This is a genomic window from Variovorax sp. FW305-3-2-15-B-LB1 (genome assembly GCF_058787635.1).
This window is the reverse complement of record NZ_JBYSZY010000024.1, coordinates 13939-33529: the sequence shown is the minus strand read 5'-3', so window position 1 is coordinate 33529 and position 19591 is coordinate 13939. Positions and strand designations below refer to the sequence as shown.

General features: G+C 68.5%; 20 protein-coding genes. 9 read left to right on the top strand and 11 right to left on the bottom strand.

The window, feature by feature from the left end; translation table 11 throughout:
- Nucleotides 1-32 precede the first annotated feature (32 nt).
- From AC3WQR_RS16620 to AC3WQR_RS16595, 6 genes are all read right to left on the bottom strand, one after another.
- Complete coding sequence (locus tag AC3WQR_RS16620; RefSeq protein WP_492742829.1) at nt 33-473, bottom strand: AsnC family transcriptional regulator; 441 nt, start codon at nt 471-473, stop codon at nt 33-35.
- On the bottom strand, nt 470-832 hold the full coding sequence (locus AC3WQR_RS16615) for a GIY-YIG nuclease family protein (RefSeq protein ID WP_492742828.1): 363 nt from the start codon (nt 830-832) through the stop codon (nt 470-472). The genes AC3WQR_RS16620 and AC3WQR_RS16615 overlap by 4 nt, the downstream gene beginning before the upstream one ends.
- 56 nt (nt 833-888) lie before the next feature.
- The gene (locus AC3WQR_RS16610; RefSeq protein ID WP_492742827.1) at nt 889-1398 is read right to left on the bottom strand and encodes a hypothetical protein; all 510 of its coding nucleotides are present in this window, start codon (nt 1396-1398) and stop codon (nt 889-891) included.
- 90 nt (nt 1399-1488) lie between these two features.
- Nucleotides 1489-1827: a hypothetical protein gene (locus tag AC3WQR_RS16605; RefSeq protein ID WP_062480212.1), complete on the bottom strand. Its 339-nt coding sequence runs from the start codon at nt 1825-1827 to the stop codon at nt 1489-1491.
- A gap of 23 nt (nt 1828-1850) precedes the next feature.
- A complete protein-coding gene (locus tag AC3WQR_RS16600) occupies nt 1851-2885 on the bottom strand; it encodes a hypothetical protein (protein ID WP_492742826.1) in 1035 nt (344 codons plus the stop codon).
- Between the two features lie 78 nt (nt 2886-2963).
- Entirely contained in the window at nt 2964-3656 is a 693-nt protein-coding gene (locus AC3WQR_RS16595; protein WP_062472930.1) for a hypothetical protein, read from the bottom strand.
- Nucleotides 3657-4035: 379 nt separating this feature from the next.
- Between AC3WQR_RS16595 and AC3WQR_RS16590 the strand changes: the two genes are divergently transcribed.
- The 9 genes from AC3WQR_RS16590 to AC3WQR_RS16550 all read left to right on the top strand — a co-directional run bounded on the left by AC3WQR_RS16590 (nt 4036) and on the right by AC3WQR_RS16550 (nt 14247).
- Nucleotides 4036-4830: a LuxR C-terminal-related transcriptional regulator gene (locus AC3WQR_RS16590; protein ID WP_062472928.1), complete on the top strand. Its 795-nt coding sequence runs from the start codon at nt 4036-4038 to the stop codon at nt 4828-4830.
- A 91-nt stretch (nt 4831-4921) separates the two neighbouring features.
- A complete protein-coding gene (locus AC3WQR_RS16585; protein WP_492742824.1) occupies nt 4922-5836 on the top strand; it encodes a sensor histidine kinase in 915 nt (304 codons plus the stop codon).
- Between the two features lie 79 nt (nt 5837-5915).
- Nucleotides 5916-8291 (top strand): Tex family protein, encoded by a 2376-nt coding sequence (locus AC3WQR_RS16580; protein ID WP_492742822.1) that lies wholly within the window; start codon nt 5916-5918, stop codon nt 8289-8291.
- Between the two features lie 65 nt (nt 8292-8356).
- Entirely contained in the window at nt 8357-8614 is a 258-nt protein-coding gene (locus AC3WQR_RS16575) for a type II toxin-antitoxin system Phd/YefM family antitoxin (protein ID WP_056580961.1), read from the top strand.
- Between the two features lie 13 nt (nt 8615-8627).
- Nucleotides 8628-9041, top strand: a complete 414-nt coding sequence (locus AC3WQR_RS16570; RefSeq protein WP_070060628.1) for a type II toxin-antitoxin system VapC family toxin — start codon at nt 8628-8630, stop codon at nt 9039-9041.
- Nucleotides 9038-10114, top strand: a complete 1077-nt coding sequence (locus tag AC3WQR_RS16565; RefSeq protein ID WP_492742821.1) for a patatin-like phospholipase family protein — start codon at nt 9038-9040, stop codon at nt 10112-10114. The genes AC3WQR_RS16570 and AC3WQR_RS16565 overlap by 4 nt, the downstream gene beginning before the upstream one ends.
- Before the next feature lie 95 nt (nt 10115-10209).
- A complete protein-coding gene (locus AC3WQR_RS16560; RefSeq protein ID WP_095947626.1) occupies nt 10210-11196 on the top strand; it encodes a tripartite tricarboxylate transporter substrate binding protein in 987 nt (328 codons plus the stop codon).
- Nucleotides 11197-11353: 157 nt separating this feature from the next.
- Nucleotides 11354-12826 carry a tannase/feruloyl esterase family alpha/beta hydrolase gene (locus AC3WQR_RS16555; protein WP_492742819.1) on the top strand — a complete coding sequence of 491 codons (1473 nt, stop codon included), beginning with the start codon at nt 11354-11356 and terminating at the stop codon, nt 12824-12826.
- Between the two features lie 62 nt (nt 12827-12888).
- On the top strand, nt 12889-14247 hold the full coding sequence (locus AC3WQR_RS16550; RefSeq protein ID WP_492742817.1) for a lysozyme inhibitor LprI family protein: 1359 nt from the start codon (nt 12889-12891) through the stop codon (nt 14245-14247).
- A gap of 16 nt (nt 14248-14263) precedes the next feature.
- Here AC3WQR_RS16550 and AC3WQR_RS16545 read toward each other — a convergent pair whose 3' ends face one another.
- The 5 genes from AC3WQR_RS16545 to AC3WQR_RS16525 are packed head-to-tail and all read right to left on the bottom strand — an operon-like array spanning nt 14264 to nt 19577.
- The gene (locus AC3WQR_RS16545) at nt 14264-14650 is read right to left on the bottom strand and encodes a DUF4150 domain-containing protein (protein WP_056580973.1); all 387 of its coding nucleotides are present in this window, start codon (nt 14648-14650) and stop codon (nt 14264-14266) included.
- Nucleotides 14651-14671: 21 nt separating this feature from the next.
- On the bottom strand, nt 14672-15298 hold the full coding sequence (locus tag AC3WQR_RS16540; RefSeq protein ID WP_492742815.1) for a DUF3540 domain-containing protein: 627 nt from the start codon (nt 15296-15298) through the stop codon (nt 14672-14674).
- Nucleotides 15299-15354: 56 nt separating this feature from the next.
- Entirely contained in the window at nt 15355-16479 is a 1125-nt protein-coding gene (locus AC3WQR_RS16535) for a pentapeptide repeat-containing protein (protein WP_492742813.1), read from the bottom strand.
- The gene (locus AC3WQR_RS16530) at nt 16476-19133 is read right to left on the bottom strand and encodes a DUF2169 domain-containing protein (protein WP_492742812.1); all 2658 of its coding nucleotides are present in this window, start codon (nt 19131-19133) and stop codon (nt 16476-16478) included. The genes AC3WQR_RS16535 and AC3WQR_RS16530 overlap by 4 nt, the downstream gene beginning before the upstream one ends.
- Before the next feature lie 6 nt (nt 19134-19139).
- Nucleotides 19140-19577 (bottom strand): hypothetical protein, encoded by a 438-nt coding sequence (locus AC3WQR_RS16525; RefSeq protein WP_492742810.1) that lies wholly within the window; start codon nt 19575-19577, stop codon nt 19140-19142.
- Nucleotides 19578-19591 lie beyond the last annotated feature (14 nt).

The window sequence follows — 19591 nt, the reverse complement described above, 5'->3', positions numbered from 1 at the left end:
AAACGAGGTTCGTAATCTACCCGCAGGACGGTTCAGGCGTGCGGCGTGTCGTGATCGCACAGCACCCGCAGCGCGGCATGGAGGTCTGGCAGGCGTTGCGGGTCCAGCGATTTCACGGCGTCGACGCAGATCGCTTCGACGGTGGTGATGGCGGCTTGCATCAATTTCTTGCCGCCGCTGCGAATATTCGCATGGCGCCGGGGGTCGCCATCCGTTCCCGTCGTGCGCTCGGCCAGGCCGGTCTTTTCGAGCAGCACCATCTTGCGGATGAGCGCCGACATTGGCAACCCCAGCGTGTGCGCGAGCTCGGCCATCGGCATGGCGCCGCTGCCGCCCCGCAGCAACAGGTGGAGCAGGGTGAAGTCGTCGTAGTCCAGTCCGTGGAAGGCGCCCAGGTCCTCGTTGAGTTTCAGGCTCAGGCTGGCGTGGGCGCGGCCGAGGTCGAGGCAAAAGCCCAGTGCGTCGGTGCTCATGGCGTGTTGTAGCCCTTGTCAGTGGTGCACTGGAGTTCCTCGCGCCAGAGCTCCAGCAGCTTTTCCAGCTCCGCCGCGCGGTCGAAGGCGGGGTCGTCGCGCTCCTTCACCCGGTCGATCACCTCGAAGCCGAAGTGCGCCGCGCCCTGCGCGACCCAGTCGCGCTGCAATGCCTTGTTGCGGTGCGAGCGCAGGTTCAGCTCGAAGCGGGCGCGGTTCATGGCGCCTTCGACGTCGAGGCTGCCGGCCACGTAGACGCGGCCGTCCATCAGGTTGCGGATCACGAAGACGCCGGCGGGGCGCACGCTGTCCTTGTATTGCTTGACGAGGGTACGTCGGGTGGAAGGAGATGGATTCATCTCCAAATATTACCCGGGCAAAATATAAAACACAATACACCCGGGTAAAAATGGATTCACTCGGCGCGCAGCCGGTGCCAGCCGCGCAACACCCGCCGGTGCAACGCCCGCACGATGCGCCAGGGGCGGCTTTCGCGCACCCGTGTCAGCACCTGGTCTTTCCAGCCTTTCCAGCGCGGGTACCAGCGGGCGAACCAGGCCAGCCGCATCAGCGAGCCCTCGACCAGCTGGAAGATCCGCGCGACCACGGCCGTGCCCGCGAGCTTGGCCAGCAGCAGCACGGCCATGCCGCTGAACGCGTGGCCGCGTCCGAACAGGAACAGCGCCAGCAGCTTCACCGGAAAGAGCAGCAGCATCGGCACGAAGAACGCCAGCAGCGCGCCCCAGGGCGGCAGTGCGCGCAGCAGGTTCTCGAGCCGCGCCCAGAAGGGCAGGCGCGCCAGCCGCGCGACCAGCGCCGCGAGCGGGGCCCAGCCCCATTCCTCGAACAGCAGCACCGGCACGAGGATCGTGGTGGCAGCGGCGCGAAACAGGGCGCGCAAGGCGCGCACGAGGGGGTTGTGCATGCGCGAAGGGTATACGCACACGGCCGCGCGTCGCCGGGACCTTGCGGACCCGACGGCGCATCGTTCGAAAAGCGGCGTCTGCACGCCTGTCTATTTGCGGCCGACGCTGCTGTCTTCCGCCGGCCGGAAGAACAGGTACTCGCCCCGGCCCAGTTCGGGCGTGACCTCGTAGCCGCTGCACCGCGTGACGTTGCACTGGATGATCACGACGCGCGGCCAGATGGTGGCCGAGGTCGGAAACCCCGGCATGTACTGCGGCACATGCCAGACGCCGTAGTCGCCCACCGGCTCGGCGTTCTCCGTGCCGCTGGCGTTCTGCAGGCCGCTGCCCATGGGCATCCGCTCGATGCGGATGATCGGCGTGGCGGCGACCGACGCCGTCGCCACGCAACAGGCGGCCAGCCAGAGAGGAACGGTCCTGGTGTTCATGGTGATGGACTCCAGAGCCGACCTCATTGCGCGTCGGCCGGTGCCGAAGCCACCTCGTCGGCCGGTTCAGCCGGCAGGCGGCGCGTGATGCGCGCTTCCAGGATGTCCGGCTGCGGGGCCACGGCGCTCGCCATGACCGGTGCCGGCTCCGCCGCAGGTGCCGCGGCTTCCTCGGCGGGCGCTGCGGCCACGGGGGCCGGTGCCACCTCCGGCGCAGACACCGGGACGGCGGTCGCGGCCGGTGCGGGTTGCGGCGCCGGCTGATCCTGCGCCGGGGCTGCCATGGGCATCGCCTCGACCAGCGTGGCCGGTGCGGCGGGCTGCTGCACCGCCACGACCGGCGCGGGCGCCGGGGCCAACGCGACAGGCGCCGCAGGTGCCACGGGCGCCACCGGCTGGGGCACGGCCACCGCCACGGGGGCCGGCGCAGGTGCTGGAGCCGCGGCCACGGGTGCTACCGGCGCCGCCGGACGTGCCGCCACGGGCGCGCCGGCCGACGAGGCCTGCGGTCCGAACGCGCTCACGCGTTCTTCGGCGGTCATCGACTGCGGGCACTTCGAGCCGGTCATCTCCAGGGCCGCCTGGGCTGCCGGGTCCATGCAGTCCATGGCCAGCGACGCTGCCTTCATGCCCTTGTTCCAGAGCTCGCGGCTCATCTTCAGGCGCTTGCAGTGTTCGTCCGTCCAGGTGGTGCCGAAGCTCAGCCCGACCCCGGCGCCGTTGGCGCTGGCGCTGGTGCTGCCCATGCAGGTGTCGTTGCTGGTCGTCAGGTTCGGGCCGCTCACGGAGGGCACGTTCTTGACGGTGTAGCTGCCACGGTAGTCGACGGTGCTGGTCGTCGCGCCCGTGTTGTTGATGTTCTGTGTGCTGTTGCTGTCCACCGTGGCCCGGGAGGTGACTTCCGAGGGGGCGGAGCTGTTGAAATTCACCGCCTGGGTGTTGCCCTGGGCGTTGGTGGTGGCTGAACTCTGCGACTGGTTGTTGGCGCCACCCGCCGTGGTCTGCGCCAAGGCGCCGGCGGACAGGCCCAGCAAGGTCAGGGCAATCAATGTTTTCATTTTTTCGACTCCTTTGGGAAGCAGGGGAGGGGCGTGCCCCTCCCCGTTTCTGGTCCAACAACCGATGGTCCGGATCGCTCAGGGAGCGTTGGCCGTTGCGCCGGAGATCGCGCCACCGGCGGTGCCGCCACCGTTGCTGAAGCCCGCTGCGTTGCCCACGGCGAAGTTGATGACGCCCGTGGAGCCGCCGGTCGAGCCCGACGTGGCCGAGGTCGTCGTGCCGTTGACGATGCCGTTGACCGCGCCCGAATTGGCGCTGAAGCCGGCCGTCGTGCCCGAGGTGCGCGTCACCACGGCCAGGCCGCCGCCAGGACCTGCCGCGGTGGCTGCGGTGTTGTTGGTGGTGGAGCCGGCTGCGCCGCCTGCAGAGCCGCTCACGGGGTTGGCACCGCCGCCGGCGTAGTTCGCATTGGCGCTCGAGGTCGCATTGGCCTGTGCATTCGCACCGCCTGCAGCCACGCCGTTGCCGGTCGTTGCTGCCACGCTGGTCACGCGGCCTTGCGTGGTGGCCGAGCCGCTGGCAGTGGCGCCGCCGACGCGCAGGAAGGCATTGCCTGCTGCGCCGCCCGCCGCGTTGGCCGTGGCCGACGAGGTGGAGCTGGCTGCGTTGTAGCTCAGTGCGCTGCCCGTTCCGGAGCTGGCGGCGACCGAGCCAGCCGAGCTGGAGGAGCCGGTCGTGGTGTTGGTGACGGCGAGCGCCACGCTGCTGCCGGTTGCGGTCCCGATGCCAGCCACGAGAACCACTGCCATGGCGATAAGAGTCTTCTTCATGATGCTTCCTCGATAGTGTTGAAACGAACCCGATCGCCGGGGAATCCGGCCATCAGCGACGGTCAGCGAGCACGGATTGAATGGATTCCGTTGCGACCGGGATGCAGTTTCAGCGGGGGGAAGGGATCGAAAAATGCCTCAGGCTGGGTAGTGCAAGGCTATGGCGAAAGCAATGCCCGGCCGCGTTTTCGGCGTGGGCAGGGGACCGGTTTCCGGCCCTGTTTCCCTCGTGGCCACTATCACTTTCGTTCACAATCTGGCAATATTGCAACCGAAAGAAACCAAGGTAATCAAAAAAGCCGATAGCCGGAAAAAGAGTAGAAATCGATTAACTTTTGTTCACGAAGTCGCGACTTTTATCTGTGACAAGGGGGCTTAAATGGAAAACGATCTCGACATTTCATTGACCGATGTCGGTGGTGGCGCTAGGAAATTCTCCAATCCCGGCCAGTTCGGTGGGCTGCTGGCTCCCTCGGCGGATACCCTGCCGTGGCCGGACTACCTCACGGGCCAGGAAACCAAGCCCGTTCGTGTCCTGCTCGTCGACGACGACCCCTTTGTCCGCCGTGTCATCGCCCAGGAACTGCTGGGCGATCTGCGCATCCAGCTCGAAGGCCAGGCTGGCTCCCTGCGCGAGGGAAGGCGCCTCTTGATGCAGCATGAATTCGATGTGCTCATGGTCGACATCCGCCTCGGAGACGGCAGCGGATTCGAGCTCATCGAAGAGGCCAAGAAGCACCGCAGCGCCGCCGAGATCATCGTCATTTCCGCGCTGGAAGACGAGCCCCAGGTGCTGCATGCCTTCGAGCTCGGCGCCTCGGGTTACCTGGTGAAGAACGCCTGGTTCCAGAGCTATGCCCAGGCCGTGCTGCAGGTGGTGAATGGCGGCGCTGCCATCACCCCCCGGCTGGCGCGCCGGCTGCTCGTTCACCTGGACCACCAGCGCGCCAATCCGAGCCCGGTGCGCCCGCCGGACAGCAAGGCGACCCTGTCGGCACGGGAGCGCGAAGTGTTGCGACTTGTAGCCACGGGATATGTGACGGAAGAGATCGCCCTGCAGCTCACCATCAGTGCCCAGACGGTTAACGCGCACGTCAAGAACATCTACCGCAAGCTGCACGCCCACACCCGCGCGCAGGCCGTGAGTTTCGCCTCGCACCGGGGGCTGCTCTAGGGCGCGCTTCGGGCGCGCCGCGTTCGCAGCGGAGCCACCCATGCGCGCGCCCGCGCCCCCGCTCCCGCCGTATTTCCTGGAGGACCAGTTCGTGTGGCTTTCGATCGCCGCCTGGTGTGTGCTCCTGATCTGGCTGTGGCCGCGTGCCTCGCGCCAGCGGATGCTGCTGTGGGTGGGGCTCGCATTCGCGCTGCACCTGACGCCGGTGGTCGGGCAGGTGATACGCGCGACCTCGGCGATCACCACGCTGGGTACCGAGGTGCCGGCGGCCTTCTGGGCCCTGCAGGGGGTGAACGTCGCCGTGCTCTGCATGATCGTGGCCACCTGGTATTTCACGCGGCGCCGCCTCGTGCGCTACCGCCAGGCGCAGGCCGTGCTCGCCGAGCGCCGCCGCATCGCCAGCGACCTGCATGACGGCGTCGGTTCGCGGCTGGTGGCGCTCATGGCCAGCTACGACCCGCGCTCCGCCGACGCCCGGGAGCTGTCGATGGCCCTGCAGGCCTGCCTGCTGGAGCTGCAGATGACGGTCGACTCCCTCGACGACCAGGCCGACACCAGCATCGGCGAGCGCCTGGGCCACTTGCGTTACCGGCTGCAACCGGCGTTCGACCGGCTCGGCATCATGCTCGTGTGGAACGTGCAGGACGTGGTGCTGGCGCCGCCGCTGTCGCCCGAGGCCGCGATGCAGCTGTGCCGCATTGCGCAGGAGGCCTTGTCGAACGTGCTGCGCCATTCGCAGGCGACCCGCGTGGAGGTGCGCTTCGGCCCGCGCGAACGCTCGCACGGGCTGGTGCTCGAAGTGCTCGACGACGGGCGCGGCCTGGATGCGGCGGCCGGCGAGGCCGGCGGCAAGGGCCTGCGCAGCATGCGCGAGCGCGCCGACGCGCTGCATGGCGAGCTGGCCGTCATGGATGCAGCGCCGCACGGGCTGCGCATCCGGCTCGTGATGCCCGGCGAAGTGCTGCCGCAGTCCGCGGTCGCGGCGCCGGCCGAGAGCACGTTGTAACCATCCCGCGCCGGTGCCCGGCGGGGGGCCTCGTCGCCTATGGCAAACTTCCGCGCTTTGCCAGGGACGCGCTCAAGACATGCAGAAAATCATTCGCCAGCTCGCCGTTGAAATCAAGGTCGGCGAGCACCAGGTGAAGGCCGCCGTCGAACTGCTCGACGAAGGCGCCACGGTTCCGTTCATTGCCCGCTATCGCAAGGAAGTCACGGGCGGCCTCGACGACATCCAGCTGCGCGAACTGGAAGCCCGGCTGTCTTACCTGCGCGAACTCGAAGACCGCCGCGTGGCGGTGCTCAAGGCCATCGACGAGCAGGGCAAGCTGACCCCCGAGCTGCGCGCCGCGATCGAATTCGCGCCCACCAAGCAGGAACTCGAAGACCTGTACCTGCCGTTCAAGCAGAAGCGCCGCACCAAGGGCCAGATCGCCCGCGAATTCGGCATCGAGCCGCTGGCCGACAAGCTGCTGGCCGACCCCACGCTCGACCCTGCGGCCGAAGCGCAGGCTTTCCTGCAGCCCGCCACCACGCTGGACGACGGCAAGCCGGGCCCCGATTTCTCCACCGTGCCCCTCGTGCTCGACGGCGTGCGCGACATCCTGTCCGAGCGCTGGGCCGAAGACGCCGTGCTGGTGCAGCGCCTGCGCGAATGGCTCTGGAACGAAGGCCTGCTCAAGTCCACCCTGATGGCCGGCAAGGACGAGAACAACGCCGACATCGCCAAGTTCCGCGACTACTTCGACTACGACGAACCCATCGGCCGCGTGCCGTCGCATCGCGCCCTGGCTGTGTTCCGCGGCCGCGCGCTCGAGGTGCTCGACGCCAAGCTCGTGCTGCCCGTCGAGCCCGAGCCGGGCAAGCCCAGCATCGCCGAAGGCAAGATCGCGCTGCACCTGGGCTGGAGCCACGCCGCCCGCCCGGCCGACGACCTGCTGCGCAAGTGCGTGGCCTGGACCTGGCGTGTGAAGCTGGCGCTGTCGACCGAGCGCGACCTGTTCACCCGCCTGCGCGAAGACGCCGAAAAGGTCGCCATCAAGGTGTTCGCCGACAACCTGCGCGACCTGCTGCTGGCCGCGCCCGCCGGCCGGCGCGTTGTGATGGGCCTGGACCCCGGCATCCGCACCGGCGTGAAGGTGGCCGTGGTCGATTCGACCGGCAAGCTGGTCGAGACCGCCACCGTGTTCCCGCACGAACCGCGCAAGGACTGGGAAGGCTCGCTGCACACGCTGGGCAAGCTGTGTGCCAAACACGGCGTGAACCTCATCGCCATCGGCAACGGCACCGCCAGCCGCGAAACCGACAAGCTCGCCGGCGACCTGATCAAGCTGCTGGCCAAGATGGCCGCGCAGGCCGGCGCGCCCGAAATGACGGTCGACAAGGTCGTCGTCAGCGAAGCCGGCGCCTCCGTGTATTCCGCCAGCGAATTCGCCTCGCAGGAAATGCCCGATGTCGACGTGAGTCTGCGCGGCGCCGCCTCCATTGCGCGCCGCCTGCAGGACCCGCTGGCCGAGCTCGTGAAGATCGATCCCAAGAGCATCGGCGTGGGCCAGTACCAGCACGACGTGAACCAGAGCGAACTCGCGCGCACCCTGCAGGCCGTGGTCGAGGACTGCGTGAACTCGGTGGGCGTCGACCTGAACACCGCCAGCGTACCGCTGCTCAGCCGCGTGTCCGGCCTGTCGGCCAGCGTGGCCAAGGCCGTGGTGCGCTGGCGCGAGGCCAACGGTGCGTTCTCCACCCGCAAGCAGCTGCTCGACGTGACCGGCTTCGGCCCCAAGGCCTTCGAGCAGAGCGCCGGCTTCCTGCGCATCCGCGACGGCGCCGACCCGCTGGACATCACCGGCGTGCACCCCGAAACGTACCCGCTGGTCGAGCAGATCATCGTCAAGACCGGCAAGCCCATCGCCGAGCTGATGGGCCGCGCCGACATGCTCAAGACGCTGAAGCCCGAGCTGTTCGCCAACGAGAAGTTCGGCGTCATCACGGTCAAGGACATCCTGGGCGAACTCGAGAAGCCCGGTCGCGACCCGCGCCCCGACTTCAAGGTGGCGCGCTTCAACGACGGCGTGGACGACATCTCCGACCTCACCGAGGGCATGATCCTCGAAGGCACCGTGAGCAACGTGGCCCAGTTCGGCGCCTTTGTCGACCTCGGCGTGCACCAGGACGGCCTGGTCCACGTGAGCCAGCTGAGCCACAAGTTCGTCAACGATGCACGCGAAGTCGTCAAGACCGGCGACATCGTCAAGGTCAAGGTGATGGAGGTCGACGTGGCCCGCAAGCGCATCGGCCTGTCGATGAAGCTCGACGCCGCCCCCGCACGCCGCGACGGCCCGCGCGACAACCGTTTCGAGGGGGCAGGGCGCGGCCAGCAGCAGCAAGGCCGGCGCGACAACTCGCCGCAGCCCGCGGGGCAGATGGCGAGCGCGTTTGCCAAGTTGCAGGGGTTGCGCAAGTAACCGCCAGCAGATCGAAGGCCATCCCGTTAAACTAGTCATCTAACTAGTCTGATGGGGTGGCGCCAATGAAAACCTGGCCGGTACAAGACGCGAAAGCGCGTTTCAGCGAATTCCTGGAGGCCTGTCTGAACGACGGGCCGCAAATGGTCACCCGTCGCGGTGCCGAGGCGGCCGTGCTGGTGCCGGCCGCGGAATGGCGGCGGCTGCATGCCATCGCCAAGCCCTCGCTCAAGGAGCTGCTGTGCACCGACGAGGCGCGCACCGAGTTCCTCGTGCCCGAGCGCGGCGCCGCGCGCAGGCGACGCGTCACCCCGGCCCGTTGAAGGCGCGCGCAGCATGTACCTTCTGGACACGAACGTCATTTCCGAACTGCGCCGGCTTCGGCCTCATGGCGCCGTCCTGGCGTGGCTGGCGCCCATTCCCGACAGCGAACTTCACCTGTCGGCCGTGACACTGGGCGAGATCCAGGCCGGCATCGAACTCACGCGCGAACAGGATGCCGCGAAGGCGGACGAGATCGAGCAGTGGGTCGAGCTGGTCGCTGCGTCGTACAACGTCCTGCCGATGGATGCAAAAACCTTCAGGCTGTGGGCCCGGCTGATGCACCGCAGCTCCGTCACGCTGTACGAAGACGCCATGATCGCCGCCACGGCGAAACAACACGGGCTGACCGTCGTCACGCGCAACGTCAGCGACTTTGCCGGCTTCGGTGTCGAGGTCTTCAATCCCTTCGAAACGGGTGCCGCATGAAAGCCCTGCGCATCTACGCCGGCCCCGCGGCCCGCCAGCACATCGAGCAGCACGGCCTGCGCCCGCAGGACGTGCGCACCGTCCCCGGCGCGGCGGGCGGGCCCAAGGGGCTGATCCTCGGGCCGCTCGATCGCTTCATCTTCGGGCGCTGGCTCACGCAGTCGAGCCAGCCGGTGGACCTGGTGGGCGCGTCGATCGGCGCGTGGCGGCTGGCGACGGCCTGCCTGTCGGACCCGGAAGCGGCCTTCGGGCGCTTCGAGCACGACTACGTGCGCCAGCAGTTCGAGGTGCCGCCGGGCCAGAAGCGGCTCAGCCCGCACCAGCTCAGCGAACGTTTCGCGGAAAGCCTCGACACCTTCTATGGCGGACGCATCGGCGAGGTGCTGGGCCATTCGCGCTACCGGCTGCATGTGGTGACCTCGCGCGGGCGCCACATCCTCGGGCGCGAGGGCAGGGCGCGCACGCCGGTCGGCTACCTGGGCGCCTTCGCGAGCAACAGCCTACACCGCAAGAGCCTGGGCGCCTGGCTGGAGCGCTGCGTGTTCTCCACGCCCGGCGCGGCCTTGCCCTTCGGCACGACCGACTTCCGCACGCGCCAGCACGCGCTGAGCGAGGCCAACTTCAATCGCGTGCTGCAGGCCTCGTGCTCCATTCCGTTCCTGCTGGCGGCGGTGCACGACATTCCGGGCGCGCCGCGCGGCGCCTACTGGGACGGCGGCATCACCGACTACCACCTGCACCTGGACTACCAGCCCGCCGACGAAGGCATCGTGCTGTACCCGCACTTCCAGCAGGCCGTGGTGCCGGGCTGGCTCGACAAGGGGCTGCGCTGGCGCCACAAGTCGACGCGCTTTCTCGACCGCATGGTGGTGCTCGCGCCGAATCCCGAGTGGGTGAAGACGCTGCCCCACGGCAAGCTGCCCGACCGCAAGGACTTCATCCGCTTCGCGAACGACGCGCAGGCCCGCATCGCGGCCTGGGGTCAAGCCACGCGCGAGGCGACGCGCCTGTCGGACGAGTTCGAAGCCTGGCTCGGCGACGACGGGCGCTCGCGCGACATCCTGCCGCTCTGAGCCCAGCTTGTCCCGTCGGGGACAAACCCTGAGCGCCGGGGCAGGAGCGCGCTTCGAGAATGGTCCGATCCATGCCATCCGAAGGGTTCCCGACCATGCCGCACGCCACGCTCTCCCGCCGCCGTTTTTCTCTTGCCACGGCCGCCGCCGCTGCCAGCCTCGCTGCACCGTCTTTCGCGCAGAGCGCCTGGCCGAGCAAGCCGATCCGCATCGTCGTGCCCTACACGCCCGGCGGCTTCACCGACCAGATGGCGCGGCTGGTGCAGGCGGGCCTGCAGACGCGCCTCGGCCAGCCGGTGGTGATCGACAACAAGCCCGGCGCCAACAGCCTGATCGGCGTCGATGCCGTGGCCAAGGCCGCGCCTGATGGCAGCACCTTCGGCGTCGTCATCGCGGCCTACACGGCCAACACCACGCTGTACCCCAAGCTGCCCTACGACCCGCGCAAGGACCTCGTGGGCGTGTCGCTGATGGGCGTGTCGCCGCTGCTGGCGGCGGTCAACAACGATGCGCCATTCAAGACCGCGCGCGAGCTCATCGACTACGCACGCAAGCATCCCGGCAAGGTGAGCTTCGGATCGTCGGGCAACGGCTCGGCCGCGCACCTCACGAGCGAGCTGTGGAAGTCGCTCACGCAGACCTACATGATCCACATCCCGTACCGCGGCGCGGTGCCTGCGCTGACCGACCTGATGGGCGGGCAGATCCAGCTGTTCTTCGACGCGCCCACGGGCCTCATCAACCAGGGCAAGGCCGGCAAGGTGCGGCTGATCGGCGTGGCCGGCGACAAGCGCCTGCCGGCCGTGCCCGACGTGCCCACCTTCATCGAGCAGGGCTTCGCAGGCTTCACCGGCAGCACCTGGGCCGGCATGCTGGCGCCGGCGGGCACGCCGCGCGAGATCGTCAAGCGCATGTCGGAAGAGGTGGCGCGCATCATCAAGAGCGACGAGACGCGCGCCAAGCTCGATGCCATGGGCACCTTCCCGGCGGGCAGCACGCCCGAGGAGTTCGACGCCTTCATCGCCTCCGAGACCACCAAGTGGGGCAAGGTGATCCGTACGGCGGGCGTCAAGCTGGAATAGAGCGTCCGCACGCGCTGAAGGTCATTCGATTGGCGCCGCAGGGATACTGCGGCCCGTCGCCAGGAGATTGAGAATTTCACAGCCTCATCAGAAGGTACAGCGCCCTCAGGCAAGAGAGCGCTCGTGAATATTCAATTCAATCCATCGGAGACACATCTTGACCGAGACAAAAAACTGCAGGTCTTTGGGAGACGGGCCGTCCTTGCGGCGGCCCCGATCGTTTCTCGTGGCGATGGTTTTCGGCGGGGTTTTCTCGGTGGCGCATGCAGCCAACGATATTTCCGCCACCCTCGTGCGCACCTGCTCCAATCAATTGAACGGCACGGCGTACGGCGACGCCGTGCTGAACGATTTCCGCAGCACCCGGTTTCCTTCGCCCCGAACCGGGGGATTCAAGATCACGTCGGTCGAGCAGGTCTGGCTTGCATTTCCCGCCTACTGTCTGATCAAAGGGACCATCCAGCCCACGTCTCCCGGTGGCATCGACCCTGCCGTCAAGGCGCCCGATTACCGGGTGCCCGACATCAATTACCAGGTCTATATCCCGACGCAATGGAATGGAAAATTCGTCCAGCTCGGCGGTGGTGGATTTGCCTGGGATACCGACGTCGTTGCAGCAGGCCAGCAAAGCAACCAGCAGTTCTCGCCGTCGTGGCAAGGACCGGCGCTGTCGAATTACGCCGTCGTTCTCGGCGACGCGGGCGCAGGCGAATCGTCGAAGGCGTTCGATCCGGCGTTCGTGCAACCAGGCAGGCAACTCGGCGACGTGCCCAGGCAGGAGGCAGTCAAGAATTTCGGACAGGACGCCATCAAGAAGACGCTCGACGTCGGGCTGTACCTCTCACGAAAGCTCACGGGCGCGGCGCCCACCGACACCTATTTCGTCGGCATTTCCACCGGTGGCCGGCAGGCATTGAAAGCCGTGGCGAATTGGCCCGATGCGTATGACGGCATCATCGCGGGTGCGCCTCCGGTCGATGAAACCAATTTGCTGAAGACGCTGGAAGTCCCGTCGGTGGTCAATGACTGGGTGGTCAACTGGAACAGCAGCGCGGCCATATTGACCAGCCTGTTCGGCCGGGATGTGTCCGATCAAACATTGAGCGATGCGCTGGGCGCGACGTCCCGGCGCCTGGCGGATGTCGCTATCCAGTCGGGCGCCCATTACGACGGTTACCACCGGCTGCTGGATGCGCTGGCGCCGGTCTGGAATGTCACGCCGCGCGATCTCTCGAATTTCTTCGACGCTGCGGCGAGTCAGAAGAGGGCCGGCAAGAAGGGCAAGAAAATCATCATCTACCAGGGGACTTCGGACTTCCTCGTGCCCTGCAGCCAGGCCGGTGAATTCGTCAAGGAGTTGGCCCGCAGGCAAACGGCGAGCGATATCAGGAATTCGGTGCGCACCTATTTCGTCGAAGATTACAGCCACGGTTTCTACAACACCAACTCACTGCTCAAGAGAATCGGCTTGAGCACCATGCAATTGAATTGGAATGCCGTGTCGGACCTCGACCAATGGGTGCACGACGACAACGCCGTCGCCAGCACGCCATCGCTTGTGAGGAACTCCTCCGGTGAAATTCCTGCCGCCTCGACACTGGGTGCGTGGAGGTGCCTGGCGGCGAATTGAGACCGGGCAGCGGTGGCAAACTCCACCGCAGCATGACGTACCGCCTGTCCCTCGCAACCCTCTTGGTCCTCGGCGCTGTCGCCACGCCAGCTTTTGCGGCGGGGCTCGATTGCAGCCGCGCCGGCGCCGATGTCGAGAGAGCCATCTGTGCCAGCGAGAACCTGCGCAAGCTGGACTTCCAGCTGTCCTCGGTCTACGGCAAGCTGGCCGCCGCCCAAGGACCGCAGCGCGCCACGCTGCGGCGCGCGCAACTCGACTGGCTGAAGGTTCGCGACCGGTGTGCTGCCGACACGGGCTGCATCGCCGGGCGGTATGAAGAACGGCTGGCGGCACTCCGGCTTCAGCTGCGCGACGTCCATGCCTACCGGCCCGACGACGTGGACCGGCAGGCCCTCGAGGAACTGCGCCAGGCCGTCGAGACGATGCGCAAGACCGATGCGGAGTTTCCGCTCGAGAAGGTCATCGACGCGTTGCGCATCAAGACCGGAATCACTGCGTTCGCCAACAGGAACGACGACCACTCGGCCGGCTCGGTTGCGCAGTTCCCCACCACCCGCCCCAAGGGCGTGACCGCCGACGAGTGGCGCGCCCTTCGGGCATCGGACATCGAAGGCGGCGGCGAAAACGGCGCCGGGGCCTACACCTTGCTGGACGTCGATGGCGACGGCCAGCGCGACCTCGTGATCGACACCTATGTCGGCGGCACCGGCCTGTTCGGCGAAACCAACGTCCTTCGCCGCAAGGGCGGCCGGTTCGAAGGCCTCACTACACCCGGCCAGGCCACGCCGGACGACGACAGCGGCGCGTCGAGCCTCTACACGACCGGCGGGCGCGGCGCGAACCAGTCGGGCGAGTGGATTCGCCTGCGCGGGCGCGTCTATGCGGCCTACCAGAACAGCCTCTACGGCGTGGACGACGTCTACCTGCTGCGCCCGCTGACGATCGTCGGCGAGGCGCCCAAGCTCAGCGTGCGCTACCGCTACCGACTCTCTGTCCCCAAGGTGCAGAGCGACGAGAAGGGAACCAAGACCACGCTGGACAGCGCCCTGCATCGAGCGCTGAGCCAGGCGCTGCGCAAGATCGACACCCGGCAGGCCCGCGACATCGGTCCCGCGGACACGCCGCTGTGCCCGGTCCCCGCGGGCACCAGCGACGACGAGCGCGGCAACTACACCAGCTACGGTCCCGGCCACTACACCTTCGAGATCGTGGGTGACGTTCCGGTGTGGGTCGGGCAGGAGTGCCGCATCGGGCGGGTGGTCGACTGGTTCGGTGCCTATTCGTCCAAGGGCGGGCTGAGCGCGGCGTTCTGGGTGCGCAAACCCGGTGAATACGACCGCGAGCAGACCTACACGGTGGATGGCGTGCGAACCGCGACCGGCACCACGGCGTCGATCGCGAGGTTCGACGTCGGCAACTGAGCCGCAGCGCCGAAGTTCAGGGTGCCAGCACCAGCACCTTGAACTGGCTGGGCACGATGCGCATGCCCACGATGTTGCAGCGGTTCTGCACCGCCAGGCTGGTCATGCGCGTGCAGGGCGTGCCCTTGAGCAGCACCGTGAAGGCGCCGGTGATGTGGCGCGACGGCCCCATGACCGTCTGCGACACCACGCCCATCAGCACGCCGGCGTTGTCGCCGTTGGTGATCGGCGTGGTGGTCGCCATGTTGTGCACGGGCGTGCCGCCGTACAGGATGTTCCAGGCGTTGGGCAGGGCCGTGGGCCCGAGCGCGATGTTGGGGTAGGGCACGGGCAGCGCGGGCGGTGTCTTGCAGACATCGGGAAACGCGAGGTCCATTCCCATCATCTGTGCGTTGGCGAACATGGTTCAGGCTCCTTGTCGGTATCAACCCATGTGGATCTGTTCGGCGTCGACCTTCACCAGCGCCTGGCTGGTGACGAAGGTGTTCCTGGCGTGCAGCCGCAGGCTTTGCGCCGCCTGCATGTCGATCTGGCCCGCACGCACCTGCTCGACCTCTTCGGTGAGGCGAAAGCTCGAGCGCGTGAGCAGGCTCAGTCGGTCGAGCACGGTCTCGAGCGTGCGGCCGACGAAGCGGGCGACCAGCGTGGTCACGCGCACCTCGGCGCCGCGGTAGGCCATGTCGGTGATGTCCACCGTGGCCTTGTCGGCCTGAAGCGCGAACGTGGACGCCTGCAGCGCGATGCCGCCGCGCCGCGAGCGGATCGTGAGGTCGCCCTCGGCCACGAGCTGCGACTGGCTGGGGTCGGCCTGCGTGACGACGGCGATCAGGAACAGCTGCTCGCGCTGCGGCCCGGCCACGAGCACGACATCGCCCACGGCAGGCTGCAGCAGGCAGCTCGCGGCGCGCGGGCAGTGCCAGGGCGCACCGCCCGGCTGCGGTTCGACGACGAAGCGGCCGTCGGGCAGCGATTGCACGACGGTGCCGAGCGCGCTGCCGGTCCAGGCCGGCGCAGCGACCGCGGGCAGCGGCTTGCGCAGCAGCGCGTGCATCTCGGTCTCTGACGTAAGCGATGGCGGCGAAGCAGGTTCGCGAAGGACTCGGTGATTCATGGCGGGGTGTCCTGTGGATCGGGCGGCAGCGGCCGGCCGAAGGTGTCGCGGCCGGCGCGTTGCGGGCGGCTCGCACGGGCGGCGGAAAAGCGCTCGGCTTCGAACTGCGCCGGGTCGCTGTCGAGCACGCCGAGGCGGTCGCTCCAGCGCACGCCGGTCTCGATCGCGCGGTGCATCTGGGTGCGGTGGAAGGTGGCGCCGCGCAAGTCGGCCTCGCCGAGGTCGGCGTAGGAGAAATCCGCGTACACGAGGTGGCAGCGGGCGAATGCGGTGCGGCGGCAGCTTGCGCGGTGGAACACGCACTGTTCGAGCCGCGCGTCCGACAGGTCGGCGTCGTCGAGCCGGGCACTCACCCACAGGCTCTGGTCGAAATGCCCGCCGCGCGCATCCACCCGGCGCAGGTCGGCTTCGGGGAACAGGCACTGCGGCGCCTGCACGCCCGACAGCACCGCGCCTTCGAGCTTCGCGCCCTTGAAATTGCACTGGCTCAGGCGCGCGCCGGCGAAGTAGCAGCCCGTGAGGTCGGCATCGACGAACTGGCACAGATGAAACGACTGCGCCGAGAAGTCCTGCCCCGCGAGGTCGGCCTCGCCGAAGATCACGTTGTGGAAGCTCGCGCCCCTGAAGTGCGTGCCGCGCAGCGCCGCGCGGTAGAAGACGGTGGTGTTCAGCGCCGTGTCGTCGAAGCGCGTGCCGTCGAGGCGGCATTCGCCGAACACCGACTTCGTGAGGTCCGCGCGCTCGAAGCCCGCGCCGTCGAGCGTGCTCTGGTGAAAGGTGGCCTGGCCCGCCTGCGCCGCGCTCATGTCGACGCCGCGCAGGTCGGCCTCGGAGAAGACGGCGTGGGCCATCGCTGCAGACAGCAGGCGCGCGCGGGGCAGGGCGCAGCGGTGGAAGGCGGCGCGCTGCAGATCGGCGGTGTCGAGCACCGCGTCGTCGAAGCGGCAGCTGTCGAACACCGATTCGCCCAGCCGCGCGCCACGCAGGTTCGCCCGACGGAAATCGCAGGCGCCGAAGCTGCCGCCGCGCAGGTCCATGCCGTCGAAGTCCATGCCCTGGAAGTCCTGGTCCTGGAGGTGGTCGCCGCCGCGGATCTTCGCTGCCAGCTCGGCCGGCGTCATCGCGCCGGGTCCGCGGCGCGGCGCGGGAGGGTCTTGGCCTGTTCGAGGTGCGCGCCGTGCGTGTCGGTCACGCTGTCGATCAGGGGCTGCGAGACGTCGGCGCGGAACAGGTTGGCTTCGCGCAGGTCGGTGCGGACCAGGCGGGCTTTCTGCAGGCTGGCATGCATGAGGTTGGCGCCGCGCAGCGAGGCCTGCGTGAAGTCGGCACGGATGAAGAGGCTTTCGGGCGCATCGCAGCCGCTGAGGTCGGCGCCCGTGAGGCTGCAGGCCGACAGGTCGCAGGTGTCGAGCGTGGCACGCACGAAGCGCGCGCCGTCCAGCGGCATCTCGCGCAGGCCGCATTGCACCAGCGTCGCGTCCTCGAAGTCCATGGTGCGCAGGCTGCTGGCGCCGACGAAGCAGGTGGTGTGCAGGGTGGCGCCGCGAAAGACGATGCCGGTGTCGCCCGGCGTGTGGGCCCAGGCGCAGGCTTCGAGCCTGGCCTCGCTGAAGTCGAGCCGCTCGGCGATGCACGAGATCAGGCCGACCTTGTGGAGCACGGCGTTGCGAAAGCTGCAGTCCTGCAGGCGGGTCTGTTCGAGGAAGGTCACGTAGGAAAGGCGCGCGGCATCGAAGCGGCAGTGTTCGACCTGCAGGCCGAGCACGGTCAGGTGCTCCAGCGAGGCTTGCGAGAAATCGCAGTGGTCGAAGTGCGTCTGCTCGAGCGTGGTGTGGTGCAGCTGCGCGCCGGTGAGCACGGAGTGGACGCAGTGCGCCAGGCTGAGGTTCGCGCGGTGCAGCACGCAGCCCGCGAGCGAGGCCCGCGTGAGGCGCGCACGCACGAGCACGGCCTCGGTGGCATCCGCGCCGTCGAGCCGGGCGCCTTCGAGGTTCGCGTGTTCGAGCAGCGTGCGGTGCAGGCGCGCGCCGCGCAGGTCCATGCCCGACAGGTCCGCGCCCGTCAGGTCCATCTCCGACAGGTCACGCGTGGTGGCCATCGCGTCCTGTACGCGCTGGCGCGCCTCGGCGGCGCGTTCGCCTTCGAGCACGTCGGCGGGCGACTGGTGCTGCGCGCCCACCCGGTACATGTCGATCAGCCCGCGTTGGCCTTTCTCGACCACCTCCGCGAAGGCCCGCTGCTGCGCGGGCGGCAGCGCGGACGTGCCCGTGGCGGCGGCGATGCCGAACATGCCCTGCAGCACGGTCTGCGCATCGAAGGCGGGCGGGCCCTTGGTCGTGGCGCGGTCGATGCCCGCGACCAGCTCTGCCGAGTCGAAACCGACCTGGCGCGAGTCGGCCGCATTGCGCTGACCTGCGCGCTCGAGCTCGCGCCGGCCCTCTTCGAGCGCCTGGCGCTGGTCCTGCGTGAAGCGCCGCGTGCGCTCGACGAACTCGGGCAGTTCGGCGAGCGTCGGCGCCTTGCGGAAGGGCTCGGGCAGCGGCCGTTCGCGCAGCAGGCGCGGATCGTGGCCGGCTTCGCGCGCCTGCTGCATCAGGTCCGCGCGCAGCCGGTCGCCGCGTTCGCGCATGTTGCGCACGAGCGCGGATTCTTCGCCGTCGTCCAGCGTGTCGAGCCAGGGGCCGATGACCTGCGCGGGCAGCAGTTCGTCGTCGCGGGCCGCATGCAGTGCGCCGGTCTCGGGATCGCAGCGGCGCTGGAGGAGGGCAAAGTAGTGCGCCAGCGGGCGCGGTGCATCGCCCGCGGCTTCGATGGCCGGCATCACATGGGTCACGTCGTCGGCGTCGTCTTCCACGATGTCGATCTCGCCGTGGTGGATCAGCGCGACCTGGCCGCGGTGCGGAAAGAACCACGCCGTGGTGAGGCGCATCGGCACTTCGTCGAATTGCTCGGGTTCACGGCTGCGCCCGCTTCGGCGCGCGATGAAGGCGCGCGCACGCCAGTCGGGCAAACGCCCGCGCTGCACCGGCTGCGTGGGGTGCATGTGCCAGATCTCGAAGGGCGTGCCGCCGGGGATGTGGTCGCGCGCGGGCCAGCGTTGCTGCGGCGGCGCGGCGTTGAAGAAGCGCCAGTCCATGTCCTCCGAAAAACCGGGGAACAGGTGCTCGCGCCAGTGGCCGTCGTACTGCCGGCCGATCAGTCGCATGCGGCTGGGCCGGGTCAGCTCGATCGGGCCGCAGCCGGCGGGCTCGGTCTCGCGCTCGGGGCGGTCGATGCGCTGCTGCGGGTCTTCGATGTTCGGCAGGCGCTGCACCTGCAGGCCGTTGACGGTCTCGTGCGCGTGGCCGATGCCCTGCGGGTTCTCGGCAAAGCCGGGGCCGCCGTAGGCGCGCGTGGCGTCGAGCCGCATCGATTCGAAGGGCTGCGGCGCGGTGGAACGGCCGTCGAGCCAGAAACGGTCGCCGAACACCAGCAGCTGGCGCGAAAGCTCACCCACGCGCATCGCGACGGCGCAATCGGTCTTGTCGTCCTGATGGTGCGTATAAGCGTGGCCCGTGGCCAGGAACTCGGCGTGGGGTTTGGGAATGCCCAGGTCGATGGCGCCCGTGGGGCCGAGCTCTTCGGCAGCGATCTTCCAGAACTCCGGCTCGGGCAGCAGCACGGGCGCGGCGTCCATCGACACCATGCCCATCAGCGTGACACCCAGGCGTTGCTGGCGGCCTCGCAGGAAGGGGCGCGTGATGACGCTCAGCCGCAGCGGCTTGACGGTTTTCAATGGGGGTCAGCTCCGTGCGGGTGCCACTTCGAGCGGCGTGCGCCGCCGGTCGACCGCCACCACATCGGGGTGCGCCGGGTCCTGGACCAGATGCAGCGTCGCGCCCGGCACCGCGAGGCGGGGCAGCAGCAGTTCGTCGACCAGCGTGCGCAGCACCACGCTCGGCACCGGGGACGACGGCGGCATCTGCAGCGTGAATTCGAGCGCGACCATGCACTGGCCGTGGCTGCCCGGGCTGGTGAGCTGGTGTTCGGAGCGTCGCACCTGCGCCACCACGCCATGCGTGGCCACGCCGGCAAGGCCCAAGCGTTCGCCGATGCGCCGCTCCTGCGTGTACCTGCGCTGCTCGCGCGTGGCGGTGACGACCACCGCGACGCCGGCCAGCAGCGCCCCGCCCATCATCACGGCGAAGACGCTCCAGAGGACCTGTTCCCAGATGGCCATCGATGGGGCGATCG